The following is a 17,211-nucleotide window of genomic DNA, read 5'->3' as shown; positions in this document are numbered from 1 at the left end:
CCACGCCACGAGCCCGCCTGATTATGCTCAGGGCACTACTTCGAGGAGGCCGACCCATGACCAACCGTTCGCACAGCCACCTTCGGCGCAGCCCGTGGCTGGTGGCGCCGGCCATCGCGGTGGCGGCTGTCGCGCTCACGGCGTGCAGCAACAGCGAGACGTCCGCCCCGGCGGACGCCACCTATGAGCTTCCGGCCGTGTTCACCGGGGCACCCGACCCGGCGGCCGCGGACGGCGGTGCGGTGGGCGCCCACAACGAGGCGGCCGGCACGGACGGTGACGCCAAGAAGCCGCAGGTGGCCTACGGGTTCACCGCCGCGCTGAAGAACGCGGCGGGCGACCAGGTCGGCACCGTGCAGCTCGGCGACAAGCAGGGCGGCCTCACCGTCAACGTCGAGGTGGATGACAGCGACCTCGACGCCGGCATCTACAAGGTCGGCATCACCGACAACGGCGCGTGCGTGGCGGCGGACCAGTTCCAGTCGGCCGGGCAGGTCCGCAGTCTCGGCGGCGGCGAGGGCGGCACCACGCTGACGTTGCCGATCTCCGACGCCGGCGACGGCACCCTCGACACCACCGTTCCGGGCGTCCAGGTGGAGCAGCTCGCGGCGGGGCAGGGCAGCGCCGTGGTCGTCATGTCCGCCGATGACACCCGCGTGAGCTGCGGCGTCGTCGAGGGCCGCTGACCGGGCACCGGACAGAGCGCTACCCGGGCGCCGCACGTGTCCATCGCGTTCGCCGGCTCGCCGCGGCCCACCATCGGGGTCGAGTGGGAGCTCGCCCTGGTGGACCGCCGCACCCGCGACCTGCGCAATGACGCCGAACGGTTGCTCACGGCGGTGCGCCGCGAGCAGCCGTCGCAGGCGGCGCGGCTGCACGGCGAACTGCTGCGCAACACCGTCGAACTCGTCACCGGGGTGTGCGTCGACGTCGCCGAGGCGATGGCCGACCTGCGCGCAGGGCTGGCCGCTGTGCGGGCCGCGGCGGACCGCGCGGGCATCGACCTCATCTCCGCCGGCACCCACCCTTTCGCCCGCTGGGACGTGCAGCAGCTGACCGGCGGCGAGCGGTACCGGGAGCTCATCGAGCGCACGCAGTGGTGGGGCCGGCAGATGCTGATCTGGGGCGTGCACGTGCACGTCGGCGTCTCCTCGCAGCACAAGGTGTTCCCCATCCTCGGCGCCCTGCTGCTGCAGTACCCGCACCTGCTGGCGTTGTCCGCGTCGTCGCCGGTGTGGTCGGGGCACGACACCGGCTACGCCTCCAACAGGGCGATGATGTTCCAGCAGCTCCCCACGGCGGGGCTGCCGTTCCATTTCGACGACTGGTCCGGCTACGAGGGGTTCGTCCGCGACCAGCTGGCGACGGGCGTCATCGACGACATCACCGAGGTCCGCTGGGACATCCGCCCCGCGCCGCACCTGGGCACCATCGAGGTGCGGGTGTGCGACGGGGTGCCCACCTTCGCCGAGTTGCAGTCGATCGTCGCGCTGATCCAGTGCCTGGTGGTGGACCTCGACCGGCGGCTCGAGGACGGCGAGACGCTGCCCGCGCTGCCGCCGTGGCACGTGCAGGAGAACAAGTGGCGGGCGGCCCGGTACGGCCTGGACGCGGAGGTCATCGTCGGCGCCGACAACGCGGAGCGGGCCGTCATCGACGACCTGGACGACCTGCTCACCCGGCTGCAGCCGGTGGCGCGGCGGCTCGGCTGCGCGGACGAGCTGGCGGGCGTGGCCGAGATCCCACGGCGCGGAGCCTCTTACCAGCGGCAGCGCCGGGTGCGCGAGCAGTACGGGGGCGACCTGTGGGCGGTGGTGGACTCGCTGACCGGCGAACTGAGGGGCTAGCGGGGGTCGCCGGGCCCGTCAGCGTCGGAGTCGAGATCTGCGTCATCAGAGTCGTCCTCGTCGAGACTCTCGTCCACCACTTCCGGCTCCGCGGGCATCTCGTCGCGTGTCATCAGGTCCACGCGCAGCCCGCGCTCACGGTAGGCGGAGCGGCCCACCAGGTGGGCGAACACCGGCGAGACGATGACGGTGAACAAACCCGCCAGCACCAGCATGCCGATGTCGACGCTGCCGCGCAGCCGGATGCCCGCGCCCGCGAGCACCAACAGCAGGCCCAGCACCTGGGTCTTGGTGCTGGGGTGCATGCGGCTGACGGTGTCGGGGAAGCGGACCAGTCCGATGGCCGCCGTCAGCGCGAACAGCGAACCCAGCAGCACCAGGATCGCGGCGGTCCAATCGAGCGCTGCGTTCATTCTCGATCACTCCTGCGGAACCGGGGCACGGAGATCGAGCCGATGAAGCCGAGCAGCGCGAGGGCCACCAGCGCGGCGAGCACTGCGGAGTCGACGCTGTAGGCGGCCCAGGCGCCCATGCCGGACAGGCACGTCGACGCCGCCATCTCGGTGGCGACGAGCCGGTCGAGGGTGCTGGGCCCGGCGATGAGGCGGTACACCGCCAGCAGCGCCGCCGCGACCAGCGCGCAGCCGGCCAGAATCCATACGACGCTCATCGGTGCGGCCCCCTCTCGTCGTCCCCGGGCCACAGTGCGTCGCCCGGCGCGCCGCCGCCGGTCGCGCCGGGCGCGGGGATCACGCGCGGCGTCGGCCGGCGGACGCGTTCCTGCCAGTCGCCTTCGCGTTCGAAGGCCCTGATGAACATGCGCTCGAGCCGCGCCACGCTGGCGTAGAACCGGTCGACCTTCGCGGCGCTGTGCGCGTCCAGCACGTGGATGTAGAGCACGCGGGCGCGGCGGTCGACCTCGAGGACGATGGTGCCGGGCACGACGTTGATCGCGTCCACGAGCAGACCCAACACGAGGTCGGACCGGACGGACACGTGTGTGCGCAGGATGGCGGTCATCGGCGGCGGCCCGGGCCGGACGGACAGCCACGCCACCTCGACGGACGACACGACCAGGTCGAACGCCACGCGCAGCACGAGCAGGATCGCGGACAGGGGGTGCAGCCGACCCTCCACGGGAAGCTGCGGAAGCGGGGCGAGGATGAGGATCGCCAGCGACACGGCCAGGCCGCCGAGGACGTTCGCGGCGGTGACCTCTCCCCACAGCAGCACCCACACGAACGTCAGCCAGGAGACGACCCACAGGCGGATGAGCACGTCGCGCACGGTGAGCGGCGTGCGCATGCGGCGGGCGAGCGACTGCGCGAATGCGGTCATCGTCCGACCTCCGTGCCAGCGGGGGCGGAACGCGGGCCGCCCGCCGTGGACGGCTGCGAGGACGAGGCGTCGGACAGCCCGGTGTGCTCGGCGGGCCCGCTGGCCTCGGGCAGTTCGGCGGCCGCCTCGGGCCCCAGCACGGTGCCCACATACACCGACCGGTCGACCAGGTTGCCGGCCGCGCGTTCGGTGTAACCGATGAGCGGGCCGGCGACGACGGTGAGCGCGATGCCCACCAGTACGAGCGCCGCCGTCGACCCGACCATGAGCGACGGCATCCGGCCGACGTCGCGGCGTTCGGCCAGCGCCACGTCGCCGACGTCGTCGAGAAGCACCGCGGGCCGCGCCGCGACCATGTCGCCCTCCGGGGCGTCGTCCCGCGAACGCCAGAAGGCCTTGGTCCACACCCGCATCACCGCGTAGAGGGTGAGCAGGCTGGTGACCACGGCTCCCGCGACGAGCACCCACGCGAGCGGCGTCCCGACCTGCACGCCCGCCTCGAGCAGCGTCACCTTGCCGATGAACCCGGAGAACGGCGGGATGCCGCCCAGGTTCAGCGCGGGGATGAGGTAGAGCACGGCGAGCACGGGGCTGGCCGCGGCGAGGCTGCCCAGCCGGCGCAGCGACGCGGAACCGGCCTGCCGTTCGATCAGTCCCACCACCAGGAACAGCGTGGTCTGCACGACGATGTGGTGCGCCACGTAGTAGATGGCCCCCGTCAGCCCCAGCTCCGTGGACAGGCCGATGCCGAAGATCATGTAGCCGATGTGGCTGACCAGGGTGAACGAGAACAGCCGCTTGGTGTCGGTCTGGGCGATGGCGCCGAAGATGCCGAAGAGCATCGTCGCGAGCCCGGCGACCAGGAGGACGTCGTCGAGAGCGCCGCCCGGGAACAGCAGCGTGTGCGCGCGGATGATCGCGTAGACGCCCACCTTGGTGAGCAGGCCGGCGAACACCGCGGTGATGGGCGCGGGGGCGGTGGGGTACGAGTCCGGCAGCCACGACGAAAGCGGGAACACGGCCGCCTTGATGCCGAATGCCACGAGGAACACGGCGAAGATCGCGATGCGCACCCCCTCCGGCACCCCGCCGAGCCGCACCGCCAGCTGGGCCAGGTTGAGGGTGCCGGTGGCGGCGTAGGTGAAGGCGATGCCCGCCAGGAACACCAGCGACGACAGCATCGACACCATCACGTAGGTGACGCCGGCGTGCACCCGGTCCGCGCTGGCGCCCAGCGTGAGCAGCACGAAGCTCGAGGCCAGCAGCACCTCGAACCCCACGTACAGGTTGAACAGGTCGCCGGCGAGGAACGCGTTGGAGATCCCCGCCGCCATCACCAGGTAGGTGGGCTGGAAGATCGACACCGGCTGATGCTCGTCGCCGTCGCGGATGCCCTGCCCCACCGCGTAGACCATCACCGCGAGCAGGACGACATACGCGATGACGAGCATGAGAGCGGAGAGCCTGTCGCTGACCAGCGTGATGCCGATCGGCGCGGGCCAGCCGCCCACTTGGATCGCGGTGATGCCGTTGCGGTCGGCGAGCACCAGCAGTGCGCCCGCCACCACGGTGCCCAGGGCGAGCACGATGATGCTGAGGATCCGCTGCAGGCGCGGATGACGGCCCAACGTCATGGTGGCGGCGGCGCCGAGGAACGGCAGGAGCACCGGCAGCGGGATGAGCCATTCGATGGCGGCGACCTCCGTCATGGCTCCTCGCTCGCGTTGGCGGGGCCGAACTGGTCGCCCGCGCGGGTGATGCGGCCGGTGACGGGGTCGGCGGTACGGTCGCGCTGCGGGGACTCGTCCTCGCTGCGCAGGCCCACTTTGGTGTCCTCGGGGTCGTCCTCGACGTCGTCGTCGGTGTTGGTGGCGGTGAACGCGCGGTAGGCGAGCCCCAGGACGAAGGCGGCGAGCCCCATCGAGATGACGATGGCGGTGAGGATCATCGCCTGCGCCAGCGGATCCGCGTCGGTGTCGTAGATGCGGCCATCGCTGCCGATGATGGGCGCGTTGCCCGCGCCGCCGCCGGCGAGCACCAGCAGCAGGTTGATGCCGTTGCCACCGAGCAGCAGGCCCAGCAGCATCTTGACGATGGAGCGTTCCATCAGCAGGTAGACGCCGCAGGAGACGAGCACGGCGACCACGACGAGCAGTCCGATGTCGACGGTCACTGCAGCTTCACCTCCGCCCGTGAGTCCAGGTGCGCCCCCAGGCTGCGCAGGATGTCGAGGGTCATGCCCACCACGATCAGGTACACGCCGGCGTCGAAGAACAGCGCGGTGACGAGCTTGATGTGGCCGAGCACCGGCAGCGTCACCTCGAGGATCGCCGACGACAGCACCGGGGCGCCCATGAGCAGCGACACGGCGGCGGTGCCCGCGGACAGCAGGAACCCGGCACCGAGGATCTTGCCCGCGTCGATGGGCAGCGTCTCGCCGATCTCGTAGCGCCCGCCGGCCAGGTAGCGCAGGGTCAGGGCGAGCCCGGCGGTGAGCCCGCCGGCGAACCCGCCGCCCGGATGGTTGTGGCCGGCGAAGAAGAAGTACACCGACAGCACCATGACCGTGGGGAAGACCAGGCGCGTGGTCATCTCCAACACCAGCGAGCGGGTCCGCGGATCGGAGATGCGGCTGCCGACCAGGCGCAGTGAACTGGTGACCGGGCCGTTGCGCAGTTCGGCGGGGGCATCCTGGACGCGCAGCGCGCCGCCGAGCCGGTGGTGCCGGAACACCAGGCTGGCGACGCCGGTGGCGGCGACGAGCAGCACGGAGATCTCGCCGAGCGTGTCCCACGCGCGGATGTCGACCAGCAGCACGTTGACGACGTTCTTGCCGCCGCCGCGGTGGTAGGCGGCGTCGGGCATGGCGTCGGAGATCGGCCGCGCAGTCCGCGAACCGATCGCGTAGGCGCCGACGAGCGCGACGGTGACCCCCACCAGGCCGGCCAGCGCGACGCGGGCCGACCGCAGCCGGAACAGCCGGCGCGTGGGTACCGGCGTGGACGCCTCGGCGGGCAGCTTGCGCAGCACGAGGACGAACACCACGAGGAGCAGGGTTTCGACGAGGAACTGGGTGAGGGCCAGGTCGGGCGCACCGTGCAGGGCGAAGAGCATCGCCATGCCGTAGCCGGTGAAGCCCACCATGAGCACGGCCGCCAGGCGGTTGCGCAGGACGGTGGTCGCGATCGCCGGGCCGATCATGAGCAGGCCGATCGCGAGCTGCCACGGCGAGTCCCACCCGGCGGCCCGCACCTGGGGGACGCCGAACAGCAGCAGCGTTGCGGCGGGCAGCACCGCGAACGTGGCCAGGATGATCGCCTGGGTGATGGGCAGCGAACCGCGCTGCACCGTGCCGGTCATGCGCAGCGAGATCCTGTCCGCCAGCCGCAGCGCTCCCTCGTAGACCCGGTCGGCGTTGCCCAGCGGGGGCCTGCCGGGGCCCCACCTCTTCAGTGTGCTTCGGGCCGTGAACATGCCGGCACCCACGCCGAACACGAGGATCGTCAGCCACACCGGCAGACCCCAGCCGTGCCAGAGTGCCAGGTGGTACTGGTGCGGGCCGGCGTCGGGGAGGGAGTCGGCGTAGGGGGCCAGCAGGGTGTCGATCCAGCCCGACGCGAACCCGGCGGCGAGCCCGGCGGCCGCGAGCAGGGCGGGCGCGGCGAGCAGGGCGACGCCCGGCGCGTGCATGCCGGTCACGGCGCGGGTGGGGGCGCGGTCCTTGCCCGCGAACGCGCCCACGAGGAAGCGCACCGAGTAGGCGACGGTGAAGATCGACCCGACGGTCATGCCGGTGAGCAGTGCGACGGCGGCGACGGGCGCGTGGTCGAGGGCCTCGAACGCCGCCTCCTTGCCGACGAAGCCGATGAACGGCGGTGCGCCGGCCATGCTCGCGGTCGCCGCGATCGCGATGATCGCCAAGCCGGGATGCGCACGGCCCAGCCCCGCGAGCTCGCGCATGTCGCGCGTGCCGGTGGCGTGGTCGATGGCGCCGACCACCATGAACAGCGCGGATTTGAACAGCGCGTGCGCCACGACCACCGCCGCGCCCGCCAGCGCGGCGTCGCGCGTGCCCACGCCCATGAGCATCACCATGGAGCCGAGCTGGCTGACGGTGCCGAAGGCCAGCACCAGCTTGAGGTCGTACTCGCGCAGCGAACGCCAGCCGGCGAGGATCATCGTGACCAGGCCCAGGGTGAGCACCACTGGACGCCAGTACGGAGTGGCGGCGAAGGCCGGCGCCAGCCGCGCGATGAGGAAGATGCCGGCCTTGACCATGGCGGCCGCGTGCAGGTAGGCGCTCACGGGCGTGGGCGCGGCCATGGCGCCGGGCAGCCAGAAGTGGAACGGGACGATGGCCGACTTGCTCAGCGCGCCGACGAGCATCAGCACCACGGCGATGTTCACGATGGTGCCCGACGGTGGGTCGGCGACGATCTCGGAGAGCAGGAAGGTGCCGGCCCGGTGCCCCAGCGCCACGATGCCCACGAGCATGGCGAGCCCGCCGGCGGTGGTGACCAGCAGCGCCTTGGTGGCCGCCTGCCGGCTGGTGGCGCGCTCCGCGTAGTGCCCCACCAGCAGGAACGACAGGACGGTCGTGATCTCCCAGAAGATGTAGAGCAGCAGCATGTTGTCGCTGAGTACGAGGCCCAGCATTGCGCCGCCGAAGGCGGTGAGCTCGGCCGCGAACAGTCCCAGGCGCGGCTCGGAGTCGCGGAAGTACCGTGCGCAGTACACCAGCACCAACGCGCCCACGCCGAGGACGAGGACCGCGAAAATCTGCGCCAGCGCGTCGTAGCGCAGCACGAAGTCCATCGACAGCTGCGGCACCCAGCGGGCGTCGACGGCGGCGGCGGAGCCCCACGCCGTCGCGGCCCACACCGTGCCGCCGGCGGGAACTGCGGCCAGCGCGTAGAAGGCGTTCCGCCCCCAGACCCGCACCAGCAGGGGAGCACTGGCCGCCGCGATGAGATACGCGACGAGCAGTGTGATCATGCAGCGCTCCGACGTGACGGCGTGGACGGGGACTCGGAATGATCCTAATGGAGCGCACGACGCCGTCCGGCGGCGTGTGGCGGGCCTGTGGATGAACTCCTCGCCCGTCCGGCCGGTGCGTGTTAGGTTGGCCACCGTCCGTGGGGTGGACGGGAAACCGAGGGGGGAATGTGACGGGGATCAGCGGCGCCGGTTTCGGTGCAGGATTCAGTAGTGGGGCAGGCGGCATGGTGGTCGTCGAGCCCGCGGCCATGGTGGCCGCTGCCGTGGAGCTGGACGCGGTGGCGGAGGGGATCGACGCGGCCCGGCACACGCATGCGCCGGCGCTGCACGCGGCGCCCGCCGGCGCGGAGGAAGTGTCCCTGACCGTCTCGCGCAATCAGCACGTGGTGGCGGACAGCTTCGATGTCGCGGCAGCGGCCGGGGCCGCCGAGCTGCGGCGTGCGGCGCAGGCGCTGCGCATGCAGGCAGCCGCGTACGCATCGTCGGACGGTGCGGCGGCGTCGGCGGTGGGCGCGCTGTACTGAGTCGGCGCGTCCCGGCCTGCAGGGGCCGGTTGCCGGGCGCGCGGCCGCGGGAGGGCGCCCGTGCGCACATTGTCGAAGGGGGAGATTGTCATGGTTGGATTCACAGGGGTGGTGTGGTTTCCGCGCGGGGCCACGGTCAACTCGACCACGTTGTATGCGGGGCCGGGGCCGGTTCCGATGTCGGCGGCATCGGCCGCCTGGACGGACGTGACCGCGCTGCTGGGCGCGGGCGCCGCGGCGCTGACGGGTGCGGTCGGCGCACTGGGGGCCGGCTGGCAGGGCCCGGCGGCCGGCGCCGCCTACACGGGGTTCGCCGGATTCGGCGCATGGCTTGCGGAGACCATCGAACACGCGGGGCGCATGGCGGTGACCACCGGCGCCGGTGCCGCGGCGTACACCGCGGCCGCGCTGGTGATGCCTAGCCCGGTGGAGATCGCGGCGACGCGTGCGGCGCTGGCGGCGCCACCCTGCGGCCGCCTCCACCGGCGTGGGCCTCGGGGCGGGTGTCGCGGCGGCCGAGGCCGCGGAGCGCGAGATGGACATCCGTGCGGCGATGGCGATGGACGGCTACGAGGCCGCGTCGACGGTGCTGTCGGTTCCGGAGCCGTTCCGGCCGGCGCCGCCGATCACGATCCCGGAACACCACGGACTGTCGCTGGTGGACACCGTCGCCCGTGACCTCGCGCGCGCGGCCGAGTCCTCCGGAGGCCGGCCGCGGGCTGCGGCCACGGAGTTCCTCGAGACCGGGGCGGTGGACCCGGGCGCGCTCGGCGACGCCGCCGCCACCGTGACACGCGCCGCGGCGGCGGCTCCGGCACCGTCCGCGGGGCCCGGCGGGCACGCCGCGGCGCCCTCCGCCGTCGACGTTCCGGCGTCGGCGGTGCATGCGGCCGGTGCGGCGTCCGGCGCGGCGCCGGCTCCGGTGCAGGGGGGCATACCCGCGCGGGCGGCGGCGACTGCCGCGTCGTCCGGCATGGCGGCCGGGCGGCCGGAGCCCGCGCCCCTCGCCCCGGTGGCGTCCGGGGCGGGCCACGCGGCCGGGGCGCAGGGCACCGCGCGGCCAGGGCCGCACGGCACGGCATCCGGAGAGCAGACCTCGTCCTCGCCCCGATCGGCCGTGCCTCCGCGTCCGCGCCCCGGTACCGCCGCCGGCGGTGAGGACGACCACGAGGCGGAGGACCGGCTGCGCGGCCTCGATAGGATCGACGACGGCCGCCTCGTCGTCCCCGCGGTGCTGGGGGACCGGGGGCGGTGAGCGCCGTGCCCGGTCCGACCACGATGCCCTTGGGGCACCTGCAGCGGTACGCCGGGCTGATCGGCGTCGAGGAGTTGCCGGTGGTGCTCGGCCGCGACGGGCGGGGCGGCGTGGTCGGCGCGGACGGCGTTGCGCAGTCGGCCGCCGAGGTCGACGCCGCGCTGCACCGCCGAGGCCTGCTCGCGGCGGCCGGGGACGGCGCCGCGCCGGAGCCCTGCGCCCCGCTCGCGGAGCAGGTGGCCGCGCTGTGCTCGGCGCCGGACGAGGTCGCGGTACGGCGGATCACCGGGGGCGGCATCGCCCGGTTGTGCCTCGCCGCGGGCGCGCAGGCCGCCCGCCCGGACGGGGCCATCGGAGCGGGCGCCGGATCCGGGTGTGCGGCGGCGACGCGGGCGCCGGGCGATGACGCTCCGGTCACGCTGTCCTGGGAGCGATCCCCGCACGCCGGGCTCATGCGGTTCCTCGGGGCCGCGGAGCTCGCGGCGGTGCCGGGGCCGGTCCGGGTGCCGCTCGAGGAGCTGCAACGGCGGCTGGGCGGAACGTGCCCGGCGGCACCGGACGATGCGGACGCGGCATCGCGGGGAGAGTGCGCGGCGGCGTTCACCGCATGCGGAGTGCCGCCGGACGCGGCGGACGTGGTCGCCTCGGTGTTGTGCTCGGTCACCGCGTGGAGCGAGGTGGTGCTGCTGCACCGCGGGCGGGGGCCCGAGGCATCCGGGCTCCGCTCGTCGGCGCTGCACGGAACCGCGCCGCCCGCCGCGATGGTGGTCTACGACTCGCCCCTCGGACGGCTTGCCGCCACGCCGGAGCGCACGCCCGGCGGGGTGCTGTGGGTGACCTTCGGGCCCGGCGATACGGCGCGCATCGGCCGCGGGCTGGCGGCGCTGGCGGCGCTCGACGGGTAGCGCGCTGCGCCGGTGGGGCCGTGCCGCACGCGGTGCGGCGGCTACTGCGGCCGGCCGATCAATCGCGCCTCGTCGGGGATCGACACCACCGAGACGGTCGATGCGGTGCCGTGCACGAGAATATGCAGGGTGTTCGGGTCGTCCGGGTCTTGACGCACCTGCGCGTCCGCGTCGGCGGTGCCCGCCGTGCCGAGTGGGGCCACGCGGATCACGGTGGCGTCGGCGGGCACCCGCGGAAGCGGTCCGGACGCGCGCAGGCAGTCCACGACGATGACGCCGTAGCGCAGCATCGTCGACGGCGTCAACGCTCCGGCCGGCCCCGTCGTGACGCCGGAACCGGTGGCCGTGCCCGCGACCACGCGAAGGGCCGACGGCTCCGCGATCTCCGCTTCCAGGTGACGCCATTCGCCGGGCCGATCGGTGACCACCAGGATGCGTGCCCCCGTCGCCAGCGCGCGGAGCACCACCTGGCGGGCGAGGTAGGGCCGCCCAGCCACCTCCATCGTGCGCACCCACGGCCCGGCCAGCGCGGCGAGCACCGCCCTGCCGGACGCGTCGCCGCCGACGAGCTGGCCGTGCCCGGCCACGGGAATCGTGAGCCGGTGTGCGGCGGCGAGCGGGATCTCGGCCGGCTCCGCGAGCCTGTCGAACCGGCTGTCCCCGCGGGGGCACGTCGCCCGTAGCGCGTCGAGCTGCCCGCCGTCGAGCCGGCGTGCGCCGGGCACGCGCGGCGCCGGCGTCGGTGCGTCGGAGACATAGCGGATGAGCGCGCCCACCCGCGCGTGGCCGGGGGAGCGTGCACGCCCCACCCGGACCGACAGAACCGATACCGCGCACGGCGGCTCCCAGGCGCCGTCCCACGGGTGCGCGCCGTCGCCGGGCGCCTGTGTGGGCAGCGCGAACACGGTATGCGTGCGGTGCGCGGCGTCCCCTGCCCCGCCGGAGAGGAGGTGGTCCCACCTCGGCATCGGCTGACCGGGGTCGTCGTCGCAGGTGAAGCGGTGCACGGCACCGTCGAGTTCGGCGGCGGTGAGCATCGTGGCGGCGAGCCCGGCGCGGTCGATCGCGCGGACGATGCGGGCGGCGGCGACGCCCGCGGCGCGCACCGCCCCGCCGCGCCGGGCGATCGCCGCCGGACACAGCTGCGGGTCGAGACGGACGACGACGATGGTGTCGCGGCGGACCGTGGCAGGCAACCTGCCCACCAGGCGCGCGTGCGCTGCGGCCGCGGCCGCCGGTCCCGCCGTCCGCACGCTGCGTGTGTGGATGTCGATGCCGGACAGGCGGATATCGAACTGTTCCAGAAGGGGTGCGAGCAGTCCCGGAGACACCGCGGCCGCCGTGCCGCCGCGGCGCTGCGCTGCGCGGCCGGAGGCGATCGTCGTGACGGCCCCGACGGGGTCGGACACCTGCATGGCGCAGACAAGCTCGGCCGCGTCCCACCGGAACCCGGTCGCAGGGGGAACGGCGAGACTGCGGTCACCACCGGGGCCGGCAGTGACGTCCTCGCGCCCCGTGGCCCGGCCGCCCGCCCGAGACCCGCCGTCCGGTCCGTCCGCGGCGTCGTCGCACCCGTCCGAGCGCATCGCCGGGCCGGGCGGTGCGATCGCGAGGCGTCCGCGGGATTGCAGCAGGTGGCGTGAACGGAGCGCCGCGACCCCCGCCAGCGAACGGCGGCGGAACGGCATGACCGCACCGAGCGCCGCCAGCAGCCCGGCCCCCACTGCGACAGGAACGACGGAGCCCGCCGCGATGAGCGCGAGTGTCGCTGTGATGCCGACGATCTCGGCGACCATGATGATCGTGACCGGCCGTGCCCCCACCGTGATCCTCCCCCTTGGATCGGCTGTCCGGCCCCCGCGCCGGACGCCGACTACGGTAGTGTCCGCCGCGGGGGAGCGCGAGAACGGGGGGTGCCATGCCCGCGCCTTTGACGACCAGGCCGCAGGTGAACGGCTACAGATTCATCATCCGTCGCATGGAGCACGCACTGGTGCGGCGCGACGTGCGCATGCTGCACGAGCCGATGCGCAGCGCGTCGCGCTCGCTCGTGGTGGGCGCGGTGCTGGGGACGCTGGTGATGGCGGGATTCGGCATCGCCGCGTGGATCAGCCCGGCGCCGGACACCGATGGCGCCGACATCCTGCTCGCCGAGGACAGCGGTGCGCTGTACGTGCGCGTGGACAACGAGCGGATCGCGGCCCCGGGTGCAGGGGCCGGCACCGTCGGGGAGGTGTTGCACCCCGCCCTGAACCTGGCCTCCGCCCGGCTGGTCGCCGGATCGCCCGCGGCGCCGCTGGGGGTCCCCGACGACCACCTCCCGGACATCCGGCGCGGGCCGGTGGTCGGCATACCCGGTGCGCCGCAGATGCTTCCCGCGCGCGCGGATCAAGTCGCCGGACCGTGGACGGTGTGCGATGGATTCGAGCGCAGCGCCGTCGCTCGGACCACCGTGCTGGTGGGAGGGGATCACGCCGTGTCCGGCGCGCTCACCGGCGGCGCGGCGGTCCTGGTGACGGACGGCCAGCGCGAGTACGTGGTGTTCGACGGCGCGCGTTCCGCCGTGGACCTGGGGGATCCGCAGGTGGTGCGCGCGCTGGGGCTGGGCGGGACCGTGCCGGTGCGGGTCTCGGCGGGGCTGATGGCCGCGTTGCCGGAGGGGCGGGAGCTTCGCGCCCCGCGCATCGACGGCGCCGGCCGGATTCCCGGCTTCCCGATGCCCGATGTGCGGGTGGGCGACGTGGTCCGCGTGGACAGGGGAGCGGATGCGGACGGCGACCGATACGTGGTGCTGCGCGACGGCTTGCAGGAACTCCCCGCCACCGTCGCGGACCTGATCCTGTATTCGGGTGCAGGGCAGGGGCTCCGGCTACGCAGCGTCGGGCCGGAGGCTGTGTCCGGAGCTCCGGTGACCCGGGATCCGTTGCCGTTGGACGGCTACCCGCGCGGCAGGCTGCGTCTGCGCGATGTGGTGGACGGTGCGTTGTGCGCGTCGTGGGTGCCCGGTCCGCACGGCGGCGGATGGACAGTGGGCACCGGCGCCCCGCGTGCGGCCCGCGGTGCGGCGGTGCAGCTGGTGGGCGCCGACGGCGCGGGCCCGTCGGTGGACCGGTTCGTGATGACGCCGGGCGCCGCGGCGCACGTGTCCGCGCTGCGTGGCGGCGGTGGCGGCGAGGGCGCAGGCGGGCCGCGGTTCCTCGTCGCGGAGACCGGCGTCCGCTATGGCATTCCCGACGCGGCGACGTCGAAGATCCTCGGCCTGGGCGCAGCGACCGACCCGGCCCCGTGGTCGATTCTCGGGCTGTTGCCGGCCGGCCCCGCCCTCACCCGCACCGACGCGCTGGTGGTGCACGACGGGCTGACGCCCGACCCTGCGCCCGGGGCGCTGCTCACCGGGGGGTGAGCCCGGATGCGCCGTGCGCGCGGGCGCGGCGCAGGATCCCGGCGCCGATGCCCGCGGCACCGAGTGCCGCGGCGGCCGCCGCGGCGGCGAGCAGCGCACGATCGCGGGCGGCGGTGTCCGGCGTCTCCGGGCCCGACGCCGTCGCCAACGCGGCGGTCCGGCCGCCGGGCCCGCCGTCCGGTCCGTCCGCGCCGGTTCGCAGTGCCCGAAGCGCGGCCGGCGTCGTGGTGAGGGCGGCGAGCGGGTCGATCACGCCGTACCCGACGGTGGGTTCCCACCCGTGCGGGCCGGGGACCGCGGTCGCGACGATCCGCTCGACCACCTCGGTCGCAGACAACGCGGGGAAACGCGACCGGATGTCCGCCGCCAGGCCTGCGACCAGCGGCGCGGCGAAGCTCGTGCCCTCGATCGCCGTAACGCCGCGCTCGGTGCGCACCCGGCCGGCCAGGCCGCCGTCCGCGCTGTTGGCGAGCGACACGATGCCGGTGCCGGGCGCGGCCACGGTCACCCACGGCCCCGCCACGCTGAACTCCGAGGGCGACCCGTCGGCGTCCACCGCGGCGACGGTGAGCACGTGGTCCGTGTAGTGCGCCGGCGCGACATCGGTGAACGCGGTGTCCCACCCGCGCGAATCCGGCCGCAGCGGGTCGCGCTCGGTGGGGTTCTGCCGGCAGGCTCCGCCGTCTCCGCGCGTGTTCCCGGCGGCTGCGACGATGACGATGTCGTGCCGCGCCGCATAGGCCACCGCATCGGCGAGCGTGCTGGTGCGCAGCGCGCCGACGCCCCTGCCGCAGGCCACCTCGGAGATGTTGATGACGGTGGCACCCTGGTCGGCCGCCATGCGTATCGCCCGGGCCAGCGTGCCGATGGTGCCGGTACCGCGGCCGGTCTGCCCGTCCGGGCCGCCGTCCGGTGCTTCGGACGCGCGAGCCGAGTCGGTGAACTTCGCCGACGATTGGCGGATCGACAGGATGCGCGCGTCGGGGGCGACCCCGGCGAAGCCGTCTCGCGGCGAAGGCGCGGCCGCGATGAGCCCGGCCACGATCGTGCCGTGCGCGTCGCAGTCCGTCAGTCCCGGTCCGGCGCCCCGACCGCCGGGGGCCACCAGGTCGCCGCCGGGGACGAGGTTGCGCAGCCGCGGATGCGGCGCGACGCCGGTGTCGATGACGGCGACGGTCTGGCCTTGGCCGGTGCCGAAGCGCCACAGGTCGGCGACGTGCAGACCGGCCTGCACGGGCGGGACGCCGATCGGCGGCGCTCCGGGCGCGCGATCGGCGATGGCGCACGGGGCCGTCTGGCGCACCTCCGCGGCGGCCGGCGCGGCGGACGCCACGGCCGTCAGCGTCGCCAGTACCACGGGCACCGCCGCCGCCAGGGCGCCGCGCCGCGGCGTCACAGCGACCGCATGGCGGAGTAGGCCCCCATTACCCACAGCGCGAGCGGCAGCACCGAGGCGATCAGGGTGTACTCGGCCAGTTCCACGGCCCGGCGTACGACGGGCGAGAACCCGATCCGCTGGGCGGCGACGCCGAAGTACAGCGCCGCCGCCACCGCCGCGGCGGCGAGGGCCGCCCCTATGGCGGCGCCGGAGCCGGTCGGCGGCGCCGACCCGCCGGCGGCCACGGCCCCGATGGTGATGATCGCCGTGAACGCGCCGCCGGACACCAGGATCGCGGCGGGCGCCGTGTCCGCGTGTCCGCGCCCCCGGAGCATGAGCACCGCGCACACCACGGCGACGAGCCCGATGCCCGGCCACGACGGCGGTGCGGTCGGCGGCGACACCGTGAGCGCGCCGGCCGCTGCGGTCGCCGCCGCGCCCGCGCAGAGCCCGGCGAGGCAATGGCCGGCGTGCACCGTGTCGTCGACCAGCCGCGGCGCGAGGCGCGCGGGTGCAGCGGCGTCGTCGGCGAGGTCGGCGCGGATGTCCCGCGACGGCACGGGCGGCATCGGCAGGCGCACGAGCAGCACTGTCAGCCGCGGCGCGACCGCCGGCACGACGACCGCCGCGACGAGCAAACCCGCCCCCAACGCCGGCGGCGCGGGGTGCACGAGGATCGCCACCGCCGCGGCGGTACCGATGGTCAGGCAGGCGGTGACCGTGGCCGCGTGCACCGGCACCCCGGCGCCGCCGGCGCGGGCGCAGGCCACGGCGCAGACGCCTGCGAAGGCGCATCCGGTGAGCAGCCCGGCCGGCCCCACCAGCGGCTGCGGCAGCAGCGCCCCGGCGGCGAACGCGAACGGGAGGGCACAGAATCCGAGCACCATGCCGGCCCCGGCGTCCCGGTAGACGCGCGCGAGCACCGGGCACGCGATGGCGGCCAGCACCGCGCACGCGGCCGCGACGGCCATGCGCGCGGCATGCGCTGCGGTGCCCGGCACGGCGCCGGGGACGCCCGCGGTCCACGCCGTGCGCGGCAACAGCGGAAGATCCGGCAGGGAGGGCGCCAGCAGCAGCCATGCCCCGGCGGACGCGGCCGCCACGGCGACGGCGAAAGCCATGCGCCGGGCCGCCGCCGGGCCCCACTGGGAGAACCGCTGCGCTCCGGCGACGGACACGGCGTCGACGACGTCGTCGAACAGCGGCTCCGGCACCGCTGCGGCGGATCGCTGCAGGTGCAGCAGCGTTCCGTCGACGACACCCTGATCCGCGAGCGAGCCCTCCGGCGACAGTGGAGCGGCGCCGACCGGTGCGAGCACCCAAGCGGAGTCCGCCTCGCCGTGCGTGTGCGACGGGGCGATGGTGGGCCGGCGCGTGGCCGTCAACGCCACGAGCTCGGGAATCAGTGCCGCGACCGGCACTGCGGCCGGGACGGTGACGTCCATCTGCGTGCCCGGTGCGATCAGCGAGAGCGAGCACGACTGCGGTGACAGGGCGTGCCCGGCCTCCGCCGCCCCCGGCGAAGCCGATTCCCCTGCGACGAGCGATGATCCCACGCGAAGC

15 protein-coding genes and 1 pseudogene are annotated in these 17,211 nt (G+C 74.6%); 7 read left to right on the top strand and 9 right to left on the bottom strand.

Features of this window, described 5'->3' with window-relative positions:
* Positions 1-56: 56 nt before the first annotated feature.
* Both H4F70_RS16960 and H4F70_RS16955 read left to right on the top strand, forming a co-directional pair.
* Positions 57-686: a hypothetical protein gene (locus H4F70_RS16960; RefSeq protein WP_182358045.1), complete on the top strand. Its 630-nt coding sequence runs from the start codon at positions 57-59 to the stop codon at positions 684-686.
* 36 nt (positions 687-722) lie between these two features.
* Positions 723-1,847, top strand: a complete 1,125-nt coding sequence (locus H4F70_RS16955; protein ID WP_182358044.1) for a glutamate--cysteine ligase — start codon at positions 723-725, stop codon at positions 1,845-1,847.
* Here H4F70_RS16955 and mnhG read toward each other — a convergent pair.
* From mnhG to H4F70_RS16925, 6 genes are read right to left on the bottom strand one after another with little or no spacing between them, the layout of a single operon-like run.
* Positions 1,844-2,260, bottom strand: a complete 417-nt coding sequence (gene mnhG / locus H4F70_RS16950) for a monovalent cation/H(+) antiporter subunit G (protein WP_182358043.1) — start codon at positions 2,258-2,260, stop codon at positions 1,844-1,846. The genes H4F70_RS16955 and mnhG overlap by 4 nt on opposite strands.
* Complete coding sequence (locus H4F70_RS16945; RefSeq protein ID WP_182358041.1) at positions 2,257-2,517, bottom strand: monovalent cation/H+ antiporter complex subunit F; 261 nt, start codon at positions 2,515-2,517, stop codon at positions 2,257-2,259. The genes mnhG and H4F70_RS16945 overlap by 4 nt, the downstream gene beginning before the upstream one ends.
* On the bottom strand, positions 2,514-3,185 hold the full coding sequence (locus H4F70_RS16940; RefSeq protein ID WP_235681182.1) for a Na+/H+ antiporter subunit E: 672 nt from the start codon (positions 3,183-3,185) through the stop codon (positions 2,514-2,516). The genes H4F70_RS16945 and H4F70_RS16940 overlap by 4 nt, the downstream gene beginning before the upstream one ends.
* Positions 3,182-4,894, bottom strand: coding sequence for a Na+/H+ antiporter subunit D (locus tag H4F70_RS16935; protein ID WP_182358040.1), 1,713 nt, complete (start codon positions 4,892-4,894; stop codon positions 3,182-3,184). Before H4F70_RS16935 ends, H4F70_RS16940 begins: the two co-directional genes overlap by 4 nt.
* Positions 4,891-5,358: a Na(+)/H(+) antiporter subunit C gene (locus tag H4F70_RS16930; protein ID WP_182358039.1), complete on the bottom strand. Its 468-nt coding sequence runs from the start codon at positions 5,356-5,358 to the stop codon at positions 4,891-4,893. The genes H4F70_RS16935 and H4F70_RS16930 overlap by 4 nt, the downstream gene beginning before the upstream one ends.
* Positions 5,355-8,180 carry a Na+/H+ antiporter subunit A gene (locus H4F70_RS16925; RefSeq protein ID WP_182358038.1) on the bottom strand — a complete coding sequence of 942 codons (2,826 nt, stop codon included), beginning with the start codon at positions 8,178-8,180 and terminating at the stop codon, positions 5,355-5,357. Before H4F70_RS16925 ends, H4F70_RS16930 begins: the two co-directional genes overlap by 4 nt.
* A 227-nt stretch (positions 8,181-8,407) precedes the next feature.
* Between H4F70_RS16925 and H4F70_RS16920 the strand changes: the two genes are divergently transcribed.
* From H4F70_RS16920 to H4F70_RS16910, 4 genes and pseudogenes are all read left to right on the top strand, one after another.
* Positions 8,408-8,707, top strand: coding sequence for a PE domain-containing protein (locus H4F70_RS16920; RefSeq protein WP_182358037.1), 300 nt, complete (start codon positions 8,408-8,410; stop codon positions 8,705-8,707).
* Positions 8,708-8,797: 90 nt separating this feature from the next.
* Positions 8,798-9,106: pseudogene (locus H4F70_RS21235) on the top strand (PPE domain-containing protein); the annotation flags it as partial.
* A gap of 46 nt (positions 9,107-9,152) precedes the next feature.
* Positions 9,153-9,962 carry a hypothetical protein gene (locus tag H4F70_RS20705; RefSeq protein ID WP_235681181.1) on the top strand — a complete coding sequence of 270 codons (810 nt, stop codon included), beginning with the start codon at positions 9,153-9,155 and terminating at the stop codon, positions 9,960-9,962.
* Between the two features lie 5 nt (positions 9,963-9,967).
* On the top strand, positions 9,968-10,867 hold the full coding sequence (locus H4F70_RS16910; protein ID WP_182358035.1) for an ESX secretion-associated protein EspG: 900 nt from the start codon (positions 9,968-9,970) through the stop codon (positions 10,865-10,867).
* Between the two features lie 41 nt (positions 10,868-10,908).
* On the opposite strand, the gene eccE is transcribed toward H4F70_RS16910, so the two are convergent.
* Positions 10,909-12,690: a type VII secretion protein EccE gene (eccE, locus tag H4F70_RS16905; protein ID WP_182358033.1), complete on the bottom strand. Its 1,782-nt coding sequence runs from the start codon at positions 12,688-12,690 to the stop codon at positions 10,909-10,911.
* Between the two features lie 95 nt (positions 12,691-12,785).
* Between eccE and eccB the strand changes: the two genes are divergently transcribed.
* A complete protein-coding gene (eccB, locus tag H4F70_RS16900; RefSeq protein ID WP_268968340.1) occupies positions 12,786-14,270 on the top strand; it encodes a type VII secretion protein EccB in 1,485 nt (494 codons plus the stop codon).
* Here eccB and mycP read toward each other — a convergent pair.
* Both mycP and eccD read right to left on the bottom strand, forming a co-directional pair.
* Positions 14,257-15,666, bottom strand: coding sequence for a type VII secretion-associated serine protease mycosin (mycP, locus tag H4F70_RS16895; protein WP_182358030.1), 1,410 nt, complete (start codon positions 15,664-15,666; stop codon positions 14,257-14,259). The two genes, eccB and mycP, sit on opposite strands and share 14 nt — an antisense overlap.
* Positions 15,663-17,204, bottom strand: coding sequence for a type VII secretion integral membrane protein EccD (gene eccD, locus H4F70_RS16890; protein WP_182358029.1), 1,542 nt, complete (start codon positions 17,202-17,204; stop codon positions 15,663-15,665). The genes mycP and eccD overlap by 4 nt, the downstream gene beginning before the upstream one ends.
* Positions 17,205-17,211 lie beyond the last annotated feature (7 nt).

This window comes from Tomitella gaofuii (assembly GCF_014126825.1).
In the GTDB taxonomy this organism is placed as follows: Bacteria; Actinomycetota; Actinomycetes; order Mycobacteriales; family Mycobacteriaceae; genus Tomitella; species Tomitella gaofuii.
The sequence above is the reverse complement of the archived record's forward strand: the minus strand, read 5'-3'. Positions and strand labels throughout refer to the sequence as shown.